Source organism: Azonexus sp. MM2026_4 (assembly GCF_055901855.1).
Window position 1 is genome coordinate 124,293 of record NZ_CM148380.1, and the last position, 13,620, is coordinate 137,912.

Below are 13,620 nucleotides of genomic sequence, written 5' to 3' on the forward strand. Positions count from 1 at the left end.
TCAGGAATGTGGCTGACGGCGAGCTCAAGGGGAAAGGTCGGAATATGCCCGATCTTGCCAGGGCGAACCACCCAAGGCGCGGACCAGGGCGACCGAGGCGAGCAACTGGCGGCCCAGCAGGTCGAGACTGCTGCGTTCGGCGTTGAGTGCCGCGGCCTGGGCGGTGGCGACGTTGAGAAAACTGACCGTACCGGCCAGGTACTGGTTGTCGGTCTGCGTCTGGAAGCGCCTGGCGGCGGCGCTTGCCGCCAGCTGGGCGGTTTTCTCCTGCTCGAGAATGCGCAGGGTGGAAAGCTCGTCTTCGACTTCCCGGAAGGCCTGCAATACGGTCTGCCGGTAGCTGGCAACGCTGCTGTCGTGTTCGGCGATGGCCTCGTCGTCGGCGGCAGCGCGCTTGCCGCCATCGAGGAGAGAGATCGCCAGGATCGGCCCCAGTGACCAGTAGCGGTTGGGCAAGGTCAGCAGGTGGGCGATGCCGGCGTTCTGGAAACCGCCGCTGGCGCTCAGGCTGATCTCCGGAAAGAAGGCGGCGCGGGCAACGCCGATTCGGGCGTTGGCTGCAGCCACGCGGCGCTCGGCGGCGGCAATGTCAGGCCGACTTTCCAGCAGGGTGGACGGCAGGGCGAGCGGAATCGCCGGCGGGACGGGCAGCTCGTCCGTTGCCGGGAGGCGAGCGGCGTCGGGCAGTCGGCCGGTCAGGGTGGCGATCGCATGCTCGAGTCGGGCGCGCTCGATGTTCAGTTCGATCGCCTGGGCTTCGGTCGAGCGCAACTGGGTTTCCGCCTGGGCGACTTCGGCCTGGCTGGCGATGCCGGCCGCGTGCCGGTTGCGGGTGATGTCGAAGGAGCGCTGGTAGGCGGCGAGCGTTTTCTGGAGCAGGCGCTGCTGGGCATCGTTGATGCGCAGCGTGAAATAGCTCTGGGCCAGGGTGGTCTGGATACTCAGCCGGGCCGCCGCCAGTTCGGCCGCCGTGGCCTCCCGTTCCGCCCGTCCGGCCTCGATCTGGCGGCGAACGCGTCCCCACAGGTCGATTTCCCAGCCGGCGCTCAAGGCAAGGCGGTCGAGCTTGCGTACCGCGGCGTTGCCCGCATCCTGCGTCCGTGTCCGGGCAAGCGTCCCGCTCAGGGCGGGAAACAGGCCGGCCTGGCTGCCGCGCAACGCGGCATCCGCCTGGCGGAGACGGGCTTCTGCGACAAGCAGATCCTGATTCTGGGTGTCGGCAAGTTCGACCAACCGGTCTAGCGTCGGGTCGCCGTAGGCCGCCCACCACCTTGCCGGCAGCGCCTTGCCGGCTGGCGATGCCGCGTCTCGGTCGGCGCCTTGCGCGTCCCAGGCGAGCGGAACGCTGACGGCGGGTTTCCGGTAGTCGGGGCCGACGGCGCAGCCGCTCAGCACACACGAAATCATGGCCAGGACGAGGATTTTCTGATTCTTCATGGGTTCAGGCAGCGTCCGGGGCCAGCGCTCCGGGGCGTGGCTTCCGGCGGTGATGGAAGGCGAGACGGGCGCGATCCAGGTAGAGGTAGACGACGGGCGTGGTGTACAGGGTAAGGAACTGGCTGACGATCAGGCCGCCGACGATGGAAATGCCCAGCGGCTGGCGCAGTTCGGCGCCATCGCCGCTGCCCAGGGCGAGCGGCACGGCCCCCAGGATGGCGGCCAGGGTCGTCATCATGATCGGACGGAAGCGCAACTGACAGGCCTGGAATATGGCCTCGCGCGGGGCGAGCCCCGCGTTGCGTTCCACCTGCAGCGCGAAGTCGACCATGATGATGGCGTTCTTCTTGACGATGCCGACCAGCAGGATCACCCCGATCATGGCGATGACGGTGAATTCGCTGCCGAACAGGAGCAGGCCGAGCAGGGCGCCGACACCGGCCGAGGGCAGGGTAGACAGGATGGTCAGCGGATGGACGAGGTTCTCGTAGAGGATGCCGAGCACCAGATACACGGCAACGATGGCCGCCAGCACCAGCCAGGGCTGACTGTCCATCGACGCCTGAAAGACCCGGGCCGAGCCCTCGAAGCTGCCATGTATCGTGCTCGGCACCCCCATTCTCGCCAGCGTCTCGCGGATCGCCTGAGCGGCCTCACCGAGCGCGACCCCGGGCGCCAGCGAAAAACTGATCGTCGAAGCCGCGAACTGGCTTTGATGGTTGACCGACAGCGGCGCGTAGGCGGGCGCCCAGCGGGCAATGGCCGACAGCGGAACGAGTTCCCCGCTGGCCGTGGTCAGCGCGATTTCAGCCAGGGAATCCGGACTCTGCCAGTAGCGCGGCGCCGCCTCCATGACCACCCGGTACTGGTTGAGCGGGTTGTAGATCGTCGATACCAGGCGCTGCCCGAAGTAATTGTTCAAGGTCGTGTCGATGCTGCGCTGGCTCAGGCCGAGGCGGGCGGCGGCATCGCGGTCCACGGTCAGCGAGGTCTGGGCGCTCTTGTCCTCGTTGTCGGTATCGATGTCGGTGAGCTGGGGCAGTTCGGCGAACGCCCGGCGGATGCCGGGTTCCCAGGCGCGCAGCTCGGCGAGGTCGTCGCTCATCAGGGTGAACTGGTAACTCGAACTGCTGGCCCGGGCGCCGATCTTGATTTCCTGCGCCGAATTCAGGAACAGCCTGGCACCGGCGACATGGGCCGACTGCCGGCGCAGCCGGTCGATGATCTGTTCGGCGCTGGCGTTCCGCTCGGCCAGCGGTTTCAGGGTGATGAACATCTGGGCGGAATTGCGCGCGCCGCCGCCCGGACCGCCACCGCCGCCACCGGTCGAACCGGCGACATCGGCCACCGCCGGATCGCGGCGGACGATGTCCACGAAATCGGCGAGTTTCTCCTGCATCGACTGGAAGGAGCTGCTCTGGTCGGCGCGGATGACACCGATCAGGCGGCCGGTATCCTGCTGCGGGAAGAAGCCCTTGGGGACGATGCCGTACAGGTAGATATTGAGGCCGATCACGGCAGCCAGGAGGCCGAGCGTCAGCCGGCCATGGTCGAGTGTCCACGCCAGCGAGCGCCGATAGCCTTCCTGGAGTCGCTCGATGCAACGCTCGGTGAGGCGCGAGAAGGCGCCGCGCCGGTAACTGTCGCGCGGACGCAGTACCCGCGCCGACAGCATTGGCGTTGCCAGGATCGAGATCAGCAGCGACAGCACGATGGCGGCGGTTAGCGTGACCGCGAATTCACGAAACAGGCGACCGACGACGCCGCCCATGAAGATGATCGGGATGAAGGCGGCGGCGAGCGACAGGGTCATCGAGATGACGGTACCGCGAACTTCGTTGAAGCCCTGCACCGCAGCCTGCATTGGCGCGAGGCCGCGGTCAACATGGCGACTGATGTTTTCCAGGACGACCACCGCGTCATCGACGACGAAGCCGGTGGCGACGGTCAATGCCATCAGCGACAGATTGTTCAGGGAAAATCCGGCCAGGTACATGACGGCCAGCGTGCCGATCAGCGCCGTCGGTACCGCTACGGCGGGGATCAGGGCGGCCCGGCGGTCGCGCAGGAACAGCATGACGACCAGGATGACCAGGCAGACCGCGGTGAGCAGGTTGGCGCCGACATCGCGCAGCGAGGCGCGGATGGTCACGCTGCGGTCCTGGACGATGCGCAGCCGGATCGAGTCGGGAATGGCTGACTGCAGTTCCGGCAAGCGTTCGCGGATGCGGTCGACGGTGGCGATGATGTTGGCGCCGGGCTGTCGCTGCACCTGGATGACGACCGAGGGCCGGCCGTTGGTCAGCGCCGCGTTGCGCAGATCCTGCGCGCCATCCTCGACCTCGGCGACATCCTGCAGGCGCAGGGCGGCCCCGTTGCGCCAGGCGACCACCAGCGGGGCATAGTCCTGCGCCTTCTTGGCCTGGTCGTTGGCGGTCACCAGCCAGCTGGCGTCGGCATCTTCGAGCACCCCCTTGGGCCGGTTGACGTTGGTCGAAACGATGGCGTTCCTGACCTCCTCGGTCGATACGCCGGCGCGGGCGAGAGCCTGCGGATTGAGTTCGATGCGCACCGCCGGCAGGGCGCTGCCGCCGACGTTGATCTGTCCCACGCCTTCGATCTGCGAGAGCTTCTGGCCGAGGATGGTGAGCGCCGCGTCGTACATCTGGGAGCGCGACAGCGTATCGGAGGTCAGCGAAAGGATGACGATCGGACCGTCGGTCGAGTTCGCCTTGCGCACGGAAGGGTTGCCGGTCATGCCGCTGGGTAACTGGCCGCGCGCCGCGTTGATGGCGGCCTGGACGTCGCGCGCGGCGTCGTTGATGTTGCGGTCGATGTCGAACTGCAGGTTGATTTCGGTGGTGCCGAGCGCGCTGCCGGAAGTGATCTCGTTGATCCCGGCGATGCTGCCGAGAGCCCGTTCGAGGGGCGTGGCCACGCTCGACGCCATGGTTTCCGGACTGGCCCCCGGCAAATTGGCGCGTACCGAGATGACCGGGTATTCCACCTGGGGCAGGGCGGCGGCGGGCAACTGGAAGTAGGCGGCGATGCCGAGCAGGACGATGCCGAGCGTCAGCAGCGAGGTGGCGACCGGGCGCCGGATCAGTCGTTCGGCCAGGCTCATCGCCGTTCTTCCCCGACCGCCAGGGGGCCGCGGCGCCAGCTCGCGCAACGGCGGGCCAGGCGATCGAAGGCGAGATAGATGACCGGTGTGGTGAACAGCGTCAGGATCTGCGACAGGATCAGGCCGCCCACCATCGTGATGCCCAGCGGCTGGCGCAGTTCGGAGCCGACGCCGTCGCCCAGCATCAGCGGCAGCGCGCCGAGCAGGGCGGCCAGCGTGGTCATCAGGATCGGCCGGAAGCGCAGCAGGCAGGCTTCGTAGATCGCGGTCTCGGGACTCTTGCCTTGTTCCCGTTCGGCTTCGAGGGCGAAGTCGATCATCATGATGGCGTTCTTCTTGACGATGCCGATCAACAGGATGATGCCGATGATGCCGACGATGCCCAGGTCACGATCCGCCACGATCAGGGCGAGCAGCGCGCCGACGCCGGCGGACGGCAGGGTCAACAGGATCGTCACCGGATGGATCGTGCTCTCGTAGAGTACGCCGAGCACGATGTACATGGTGACGATGGCAGCGACGATCAGCCAGACGGTACTGGTCAGCGAGGCCTGGAAGGCCAGGGCGGCCCCCTGGAAGCGCAGGCTGAGGCTGGCCGGCAGATCCAGCTCCTGCTGGACTTCACGGATCGCCTGCACCGCTTCGCCCAAGGCAATGCCCGGTGCCAGGTTGAACGAGAAGGTGGCGGCGGGAAACTGGCCGATATGATTCACCGCCAGCAAGGCGGGGCGTTCGCTGACGCGGGTGACGCTGCTCAGCGGAATCTGCGCCCCGTTGCCGGCGACGACATGGAGGTTGCCGATGGCATCGAGGCCGCGCTGGAATTCCGGCTTGACTTCGAGGATCACCCGATAAAGGTTGGACTGCGTGAAGATGGTCGAAATCATGCGTTGCCCGAAGGCGTTGTAGAGCACGTTGTCGATGGCGGCGACGGAGATGCCCAGGCGTCCGGCCTGGTCGCGGTCGATCTCGACGTAGGCCTGGCGCCCCTGGTCCTGCCAGTCGTTGGCGACATCGGCGAGTTCCGGCCGGCGCTCGAGACGACGCTGCAGGTAATGCACCCATTCCCCCAGATGGGCGGCATCGGCGCCTTCCAGGCTGAACTGGTACTGGGTGCGGCTGAGCCGGCTCTCGATGGTCAGGTCCTGGACCGGCTGCAGGTAGAGCGCGATGCCGCCGACCCGCGCCGCCCGTTCCTGCAGGCGTCTGATGATTTCGCCGGCATCGTGCTGGCGTTCGCCGTGCGGTTTTAGGCTGATCAGCAGGCGGCCGCTGTTGAGCGTGGCGTTGCTGCCGTCGACGCCGATCACCGAGGAAATGCTGGCGACGTCGGGGTCGCGGCGCAGGGTGTCGACCAGCGCCTGCTGCCGCTCGCTCATGGCGGCGAAGGAAACATTCTGCGTCGCCTCGCTGACCCCCTGGATCAACCCGGTATCCTGGACCGGGAAGAAGCCCTTCGGGATCGCCAGATAAAGCACCACGGTCAGCAGCAGCGTGCCCAGCGCGACCGCCAGCGTCGCTGTCTGATGCTGCAGGACCCAGCGCAGGGCGAGCGCGTAGCGCTCGATCAGGCGGTCGAGAAAGGCGCCGGACAGGCGATGGAAGCGGCCCAGTTGTTCCTCCGGCACGTGATGGAGCAGGCGGGCGCACATCATCGGGGTCAGCGTCAGCGATACCAGCGCCGAGATCAGGATGGACACGGCCAGGGTGATCGCGAACTCGCGGAACAGCCGCCCCACCACGTCGCCCATGAAGAGCAGGGGAATGAGCACGGCAAGCAGCGATATGGTCAGCGAGATGATGGTGAAACCGATCTGCGCCGAGCCCTTGAGCGCCGCCTCCATCGGCGGGTCGCCGGCCTCGACGTAACGGGCGATGTTTTCGATCATCACGATCGCGTCGTCGACCACGAAGCCGGTGGCGATGGTCAGTGCCATCAGGGTCAGGTTGTTGATCGAGAAGCCGGCCAGGTACATGACGCCGAAGGTGCCGATCAGCGACAGCGGGACGGCGACGCTGGGAATGAGGGTGGCGGGGATGTTGCGCAGGAACAGGAAGATCACCAGCACGACCAGGGCGATGGCGAGCAGCAGTTCATTGCGGACATCCGCCACCGAAGCGCGGATGGTGACCGTGCGGTCGCTCAGCATCTGCAACTGGACGTTTTCCGGCAAGGCCGCCTGCAGCGTCGGCAGCAGCGTCTTGATGCGATCGACGGTGTCGATGACGTTGGCGCCCGGTTGTCGATGGATGTTGAGGATGATCGCCGGTTTGTCGTCGGCCCAGGCCGCCAGCCGGTTGTTCTCGGCGCCGTCGATGAGTTCCGCGATGTCGCCGAGGCGGATCGGCGCGCCGTTTTTCCAGGCGATGATCAGGTTCCGGTACTCCGCCGCCGAACGCAACTGGTCGTTGGCATCCAGCGTGGAGGCGCGCAACGGGCCGTCGAAGCTGCCTTTCGCCATATTGACGTTGGCGCTGGTGATGACATTGCGGATGTCGTCGAGATTGAGACCGTTGGTGGTCAGGGCCTGCGGATTGACCTGGATGCGGACGGCCGGTCGCTGACCGCCGCCCAGGCTGACCAGGCCGACCCCGGCGACCCGGGAAATTTTCTGGGCGACGCGGGTATCGACGAGATCGGCCACCCGCGGCAGCGGCAGCTCGGTCGAGGTGATGGCCAGGGTGATGATCGGCGCGTCGGCCGGATTGACCTTGCTGAACACCGGCGGCATCGGCAGATCGCCGGGCAGGAAGGCGCTGGCGGCGTTGATCGCCGACTGGACTTCCTGCTGGGCGACGTCCAGATCGAGACCGAGCGCAAACTGCAGGGCGATGACCGAGGCGCCGGCGGAACTGCTCGACGACATCTGGTTGAGGCCGGCAATCTGGCCAAGCTGGCGCTCCAGTGGCGCGGTCACTGCGGAAGTCATCACTTCCGGGCTGGCGCCGGGGTAAAGCGTGGTCACCTGGATGGTCGGATAATCGACTTCCGGCAGCGAGGAAACCGGCAACAGGCGATAGCCGATCAGTCCCGCCAGCAGGATGGCCACCATGATCAGCGAGGTGGCGATGGGGCGCAGGATGTACAGACGGGAAGGGTTCATCGGGGTTCCAGCCCGGCCACCGGTCGGCGATCGAGGCGCAGGGCCAAGGGGATGGCGAATTCCACGCTGGCGAATGGCGAAACGCCAGCCGTAGACGGGCGGGCGGCATGGGCATCGCGCGGACGCTGCTGACCTGGCTCGCGTCTGCCGGCGGCATCGCTGCCGCGGCGCTCGCCCTGGCTGGCGACCGGCTGGCCGTCGACGCTGAGCAACTCAACCCGGCCACCGTTCTGCAGGCGATCCGCACCGTCGAGGACGACGGTCTCGCCGGCCGACAATCCCGCCTCGATCACCACCTGATTGCCGTTGGCCGGGCCGAGACGGATGTTGCGCGCTTCCACCCGCTGGTCGTTGCCGACCACGAAGACCTGGGTACCCTGCGGGTTGCGCAGGACGGCAGCGGATTGCAGCAGCACCGCGCCCTGGCGGGTTTCCACCTTGAGCCGCGCGTTGACGAACTGGTTCGGAAACAGGCTGTCGTCGCCGTTGGGGATTTCCGCCTTGAGCTTGATGGTTCCCGTCGCCACATCGATCTGATTGTCGATGCTGTGCAGATAGCCCTCGCTGAGCTTGCTGCGGTTTTCGCGGTCCCAGACTTCGACCAGCAATTTTTCGTTTTGCTGCAGGCGCCCGGCGATGTTGCCCAGGCGCTCCGCGGGAATGGCGAAGACCACGAAAATCGGCCGGGTTTGCGTGATCACCGCGATCCCGTTGCTGTCGGTGCTGCGCAGCATGTTGCCGACATCGACCTGGCGCAGGCCGATGCGTCCGCCGGCCGGCGCGGCAATCCGCGTGAAAGCAAGATTGAGGCGGGCGTTGGCTTCCTGGGCGCGGTTGATATGTACGCTGCCCTGGTACTGGCGGACCAGGGCTTCCTGGGTGTCGACCTGTTGCCGGGCAATCGAGTCCTTGTCGAGCAGCCCCTTATACCGTTCGAGGTCCACCCTGGCGGCGGCGAGCAGTGCTTCGTCGCGCAGCAATTGCCCGCGGATCTGGTCGAGCTGGATCTGGAACGGGCGGGGATCGATCTCGGCCAGGATGTCGCCGGCCTTGACCGTCTGGCCTTCGCGGAAATTGATGCGGACGATCTGACCGTCCACCCGCGGCTTGACGATCACGGTATTGGACGCCGTCACGGTGCCGATGGCGGCAACCTCCACGTCGAGCGAGCCCCGGCGGGCGGCGGTGCCTTTCACCGGTTGAACCCGGGCCCCTCCATTGGGCGCGCCCGGTGCCGAGGCTCTTTCGCCCTTGCCTCGTGCTCCGTGGCTGGCCGCCTCGGCGGCGGGGTTGGCCCGGGCGGCAAAGGCGTAATAGGTGCCGGCGGCAGTCAGCAGGGCGAGGGCGATCGCGCTGACGGCGAGCTTCGGATGTCGTCCCGCCCAGCGTTTCATTGGCTTGGAATCTTCCATGCGACGGTTGTCTTTATCGTTCGGTGAGGCCGGCAAGGGGAAAGGCGAGGGTGACATCGGCGGAACGGATGTCAGCCTCGCCGCAACCTGGGCCGGCAAAGCTATCGGGTCAGACGCGGCCGCCCCTACATGAATTGTTCGGCGCCCACCAGCCCGACCTTGGTCAGGCCCTGGCGCTGCACGGCGGCCATGACACTCGCGACATGCCGGTAGGCAGCCAGCTTGTCGGGGCGGACGTGCAGCTCCGGCGTCACGGCCTGGGCGGCGGCCTGGTTCAAGCGGGATTCGAGCACGGCGCCATCGGCCAGCGCTTCGCCGTTCCACAACACGGTGCCGCCCGCATTGATGTCGATCTTGACGATCTCCGGCGGGGTGCTCGGCGGCGGCGGGCTGCCGACCGGCAGGTTCAGATTGACCGAATGCAACTGGATCGGGATGGTGATGATCAGCATGATGAGCAGGACCAGCATGACGTCGATCAAGGGCGTCGTGTTGATGTCCACCATCACCTCGGGATCGCCGGAACCGCTGCCCGGACCGATGTTCATGGCCATGAATGTTTCTCCTCTGTCAGGGGGTCAGTGCAGGGGCGGCGGATCGGTGATGAAGCCGAGTTTGACGATGCCGGCGCGCTGGGCGGCCAGCACGACCTTGCCGACGTGTTCGTAAGGGGCATTGCCGTCACCGCGGATCTGCACTTCCGGTTGCGGCTCGACGAGGGCGATGCCCTTCAACTGGCTTACCAGATACTCCTGGCCGGCCACCCGCTTTTCGTTCCAGTAGACCGCGCCGTCCCGGGTGACCGAAAGATTGATGTTCTCGGGCTTGGTGACGCGGGGCTGGTTGCGTTCCTTCGGAAGTTCCACGGCAACCGTCTGGGTGACGACCGGAATGGTGATCAGGAAGATGATCAGCAATACCAGCATCACATCGACCAGCGGGGTGGTGTTGATGGCGGAGAGGACCTCGTCCTCGTCTGCAGTGCCGACGTTGATGGCCATGGCGATTTACACCGAAATGGCGCGGATGGCGTGCACCACCTTCGGGCCACTGCTTTCCGTGACGCGGGTGGCGGCCTCGCCGAGCAGAACGGCATGCAGTTCGCTGCCGAAGGTGCGCACGTCTTCGAGTGCCGCCTTGTTGCGGCGGACCAGCCAGTTGTAACCGAGCACCGCCGGCACGGCGACGGCCAGGCCGATGGCGGTCATGATCAATGCTTCGCCGACCGGCCCGGCGACCTTGTCGATCGAAGCCTGACCGGCGATGCCGATGGCGGTCAGGGCGTGATAGATGCCCCACACCGTGCCGAACAGACCGACGAAGGGCGCGGTCGAGCCAACCGTGGCCAGGAAGGCCAGTCCGTCCTGCAGGCGGCTCTGGATGCTGTCAATCGAGCGATGGATGGAGAGCTGGATCCAGTCGTTCAGATCGATGTAGCCGAGCAGGCCGCGGTGGTGGTCGGTGGCATCCACGCCAGCCTTGGCGATGTAGTGAAAGGCGCTGCTCTGGTCCAGGGTCTCGATCGCCTGTTGCAGGCCGCCGGCCGCCCAGAAGCTGGCATTGGCCTTCTTGCTCTGGCGGGCCAGTTTGCGCTGCTCGTAGAGCTTGGTGAAGATGATGAACCAGCTACCCGCCGACATGATGATCAGGATGACGAGCGTCCCCTTGGCGACGAAATCGCTGCCGCTCCACAAGGCATCGAGGCCATAGGGGTTGTCGACGGCGGCGGTGGCCGTTGCCTGCCCGGCACTGGCCGGGGCGGTTTGCGCGGATGCCAGCGGAGCGGCCAGCGAAGTCGCGGCGACGAGCAGTGCGGCGAACAGCGCACGAAGGTTCTTGAAGCGGAACATGGTGAATTTCTCCTGTTGAAGCTGTTTGAAGTGATCGGGTAAGTGTTCAATCGACACGGAAAGAAATCATCTGCCTGACGCGGACATCGCGGCCCTGGCTGACGCATTGGTATTGGGCAACGGCGCGGGTGGCGGCGGCGTTGAAAATCGCGCTGGTCGAGCGGACGACACCGATGTCCCGGACATGGCCATCCGCCGTGACCGTGAATTCGACGACCACGTCGCCGGAAAGCCCCTGGCGTTCAGCCTGCGACGGCATCTGCGGCACAACGTTGCGGAAATTGGGACAAGCCACGGCAACGCTGAGCGGTGCCGGCGCAGTCTGCTGGACCGGCGGCGCCGGTGGCGCTGGCGGGGTCGGCGTGCTGGTGGTGGTGACGACCGGCGCTGGCGCCTGAACCGCAACCTCGGTTGGCGGCACATAGGCGGGGGGCGGCGGCGCGCTGACCTTGGGCCGCGACTGGACGATCTTCGGTGGTGGCGGCGGCGGAGGCGGCGGCTTGATTTCCTCGACGATGCTGACTTCGAGCGGCGCCTTGAACACTTCCACCACCTTGCGTCCGAGGCCGTTGGCCAGGGCATAGACGAGCAGGACGTGAAAGATCACGACGGCGGAGATGCCGACCAGGTGCTGGCGTGGGTCGCGTTGTCGGGCGGCGTAGCTGGGCGAGAAATTCATGGTTCAGGGTTCTCTGCTGGGTTTTTTCCGGGTGCCGGTTGTTGTCCGGCCAGGGCGGCAACAGCGCATGCCGCCACCACGGTGCTGTGCTGCAGCATGAGCCGTGCCCGTTCGCTGCCCTGGGACGTTCGGGTTGCCTAAGGCCACGAAAGCAAAGCGGTTTTTTGTCGGCCAGCGCTCACCGTGGTGTTGCCAGGGGAGTTTTGGCAGGCCTTGGCTGCTGCGCCCGCAACAGCAACGCTGGTCCAACTGTTTGGCGCGCAACAGCGGCCTTGCCGGCGCTGACGAGATCGTCCATGGAAAGAAAATGGTTATAGGAAAACTGTCGTTGTTGTGCGCTGCAGCAGCACCTAACCTGCCTCAGCCATCGACAACAACGCGTGGCAAATCCATTCAATCCAGCAGACAGAAAGGAAGCAAAGCATGACCATCCAGTTGATCAACGCCCGGAATCAGTTCAAGGGCTCCGTCAAGCACATCGTGCTCGGTCCGGTGGTTTCGGAAATCGAGGTCGACACCCCGTTCGGGATCGTGACTTCGGTGATCACCACGCGCTCGGTCAAGGATCTCGACCTGAAGATCGGTTCCGAGGTGCTGGCCCTGGTCAAATCGACCGAAGTGGCGATCGCCAAGTTGTAAGAAAGCTCGGGGGAGCGCGCCACGGTTGTTCCGCTGGCGTTGTGCGGCATTGGGGACCGGCCAGCGCCGGTGCCTGAAGGGGTAAATGGTTGCGGTGCGCCGGCGTTTGCGCCACCGCCGGAGGGGACTGATGAGTACTGTGCTGACATTTCCGGATTCGTACGCGAATCCCTTGTCGATCCGCGCCAAGGCGCTGGTTTTCAACGATCCCGTGTCGCTGGAAATTCTTGACACCACGGAGTTGATCGCGCCGAGCGACGCTACCGTACTGATCATCGGCGACACCGGGACCGGCAAGGAACTGATCGCCCGCCACGTGCACGCGCAGAGCGGGCGCAGCGGGCCGTTCGTCGCGGTCAACTGCGGGGCGTTCAGCGAAAACCTGATCGAGGCCGAATTGTTCGGTCATGAGGCCGGAGCCTTCACTGGCGCGCAGGGGCAACGACAGGGCTGGTTCGAAGCGGCGCAGCACGGCACCTTGTTCCTCGACGAAATCGGCGATCTGCCGCTCGCCATGCAGGTCAAGCTGCTTCGGGTATTGCAGGAGCGTCAGGTGGTCCGTCTCGGGTCACGGCGACCGATCGACATCGACGTCCGCCTGGTTGCCGCCACCAACGTCGATCTGGTCAGCGCGGTAGAGGCCGGACATTTTCGTGCCGACCTCTACTACCGGCTCAACATCGCGCCGATCAACCTGCCGCCATTGCGCCAGCGCCCGGGGGACATCGTCCCGCTGGCCCGGCACTTCGTCGATAGCTATCGCGCCAAGCTGCGCCTCGGGCCGATAGAATTCTCGTCGAACGCCCGCCAGGCGCTGATCAACTACACCTGGCCCGGCAATATCCGGGAGCTGGAAAATGTCATCCACTACGCGCTGATCGTCTGCCGCGACGGCGTCATCCGCTCGGCCGACCTGCGCCTCAACGAGCGGGTACCCAACCTGAACGCCGGCAAGGCCCAGGCGGCGACAGCGGACGACGACGAATGCCGCCTATCGCGGGCGCTGCGCGAAATGTTCGACGAGCATCGCGGTGCGCTTTACGAACAGGTCGAGGAAACACTGGTGCGACTGGCCTTCGAACACTGCGCCGGCAACCAGGTACATACGGCACGCCTGCTGGGAATCTCGCGCAACATCCTGCGTGCCCAGTTGAAGCGCTTCGGTTTGCTCGCTTCCGGCCGGGCGGGAGCGACGGACGGCGAGGATTCGTTGCTGGAGGACAGCATCAACTAGATGGCAGGATTTTGCGCAGTCGCATTCGCCTGACTGCGGATGCGTACTTGTTGCTTGGGCGACTCCGGTCGATCCTCGGCTGACCTTCGCCTGTTGGGCACAACAACGGCAGCTTACTGATTGAAACCGCCGGTCAGAGCA

Annotated in this window: 10 protein-coding genes; 2 read left to right on the plus strand and 8 right to left on the minus strand. The window is 65.8% G+C overall.

The window, feature by feature from the left end; translation table 11 throughout:
• Window positions 1-24: 24 nt before the first annotated feature.
• The 8 genes from AC0KWY_RS00500 to AC0KWY_RS00535 form a co-directional block, all read right to left on the minus strand.
• On the minus strand, window positions 25-1,437 hold the full coding sequence (locus AC0KWY_RS00500) for an efflux transporter outer membrane subunit (RefSeq protein WP_474027700.1): 1,413 nt from the start codon (window positions 1,435-1,437) through the stop codon (window positions 25-27).
• 4 nt (window positions 1,438-1,441) lie between these two features.
• Window positions 1,442-4,561, minus strand: a complete 3,120-nt coding sequence (locus AC0KWY_RS00505) for a multidrug efflux RND transporter permease subunit (protein ID WP_474027701.1) — start codon at window positions 4,559-4,561, stop codon at window positions 1,442-1,444.
• On the minus strand, window positions 4,558-7,665 hold the full coding sequence (locus AC0KWY_RS00510) for an MdtB/MuxB family multidrug efflux RND transporter permease subunit (RefSeq protein WP_474027702.1): 3,108 nt from the start codon (window positions 7,663-7,665) through the stop codon (window positions 4,558-4,560). The genes AC0KWY_RS00505 and AC0KWY_RS00510 overlap by 4 nt, the downstream gene beginning before the upstream one ends.
• Window positions 7,662-9,059 carry an MdtA/MuxA family multidrug efflux RND transporter periplasmic adaptor subunit gene (locus tag AC0KWY_RS00515; RefSeq protein ID WP_474027703.1) on the minus strand — a complete coding sequence of 466 codons (1,398 nt, stop codon included), beginning with the start codon at window positions 9,057-9,059 and terminating at the stop codon, window positions 7,662-7,664. The genes AC0KWY_RS00510 and AC0KWY_RS00515 overlap by 4 nt, the downstream gene beginning before the upstream one ends.
• Window positions 9,060-9,202: 143 nt before the next feature.
• Complete coding sequence (locus AC0KWY_RS00520; RefSeq protein ID WP_474027704.1) at window positions 9,203-9,631, minus strand: ExbD/TolR family protein; 429 nt, start codon at window positions 9,629-9,631, stop codon at window positions 9,203-9,205.
• Between the two features lie 24 nt (window positions 9,632-9,655).
• Window positions 9,656-10,078: an ExbD/TolR family protein gene (locus AC0KWY_RS00525; RefSeq protein ID WP_474027705.1), complete on the minus strand. Its 423-nt coding sequence runs from the start codon at window positions 10,076-10,078 to the stop codon at window positions 9,656-9,658.
• 6 nt (window positions 10,079-10,084) lie between these two features.
• Window positions 10,085-10,927 (minus strand): MotA/TolQ/ExbB proton channel family protein, encoded by an 843-nt coding sequence (locus AC0KWY_RS00530; RefSeq protein ID WP_474027707.1) that lies wholly within the window; start codon window positions 10,925-10,927, stop codon window positions 10,085-10,087.
• A gap of 46 nt (window positions 10,928-10,973) precedes the next feature.
• The gene (locus AC0KWY_RS00535; RefSeq protein ID WP_474027708.1) at window positions 10,974-11,606 is read right to left on the minus strand and encodes an energy transducer TonB; all 633 of its coding nucleotides are present in this window, start codon (window positions 11,604-11,606) and stop codon (window positions 10,974-10,976) included.
• 423 nt (window positions 11,607-12,029) lie between these two features.
• Between AC0KWY_RS00535 and AC0KWY_RS00540 the strand changes: the two genes are divergently transcribed.
• Both AC0KWY_RS00540 and AC0KWY_RS00545 read left to right on the plus strand, forming a co-directional pair.
• Window positions 12,030-12,245, plus strand: a complete 216-nt coding sequence (locus AC0KWY_RS00540; RefSeq protein WP_474027709.1) for a TOBE domain-containing protein — start codon at window positions 12,030-12,032, stop codon at window positions 12,243-12,245.
• A gap of 130 nt (window positions 12,246-12,375) precedes the next feature.
• Window positions 12,376-13,479: a sigma-54 interaction domain-containing protein gene (locus AC0KWY_RS00545; RefSeq protein WP_474027710.1), complete on the plus strand. Its 1,104-nt coding sequence runs from the start codon at window positions 12,376-12,378 to the stop codon at window positions 13,477-13,479.
• Window positions 13,480-13,620: the final 141 nt, after the last annotated feature.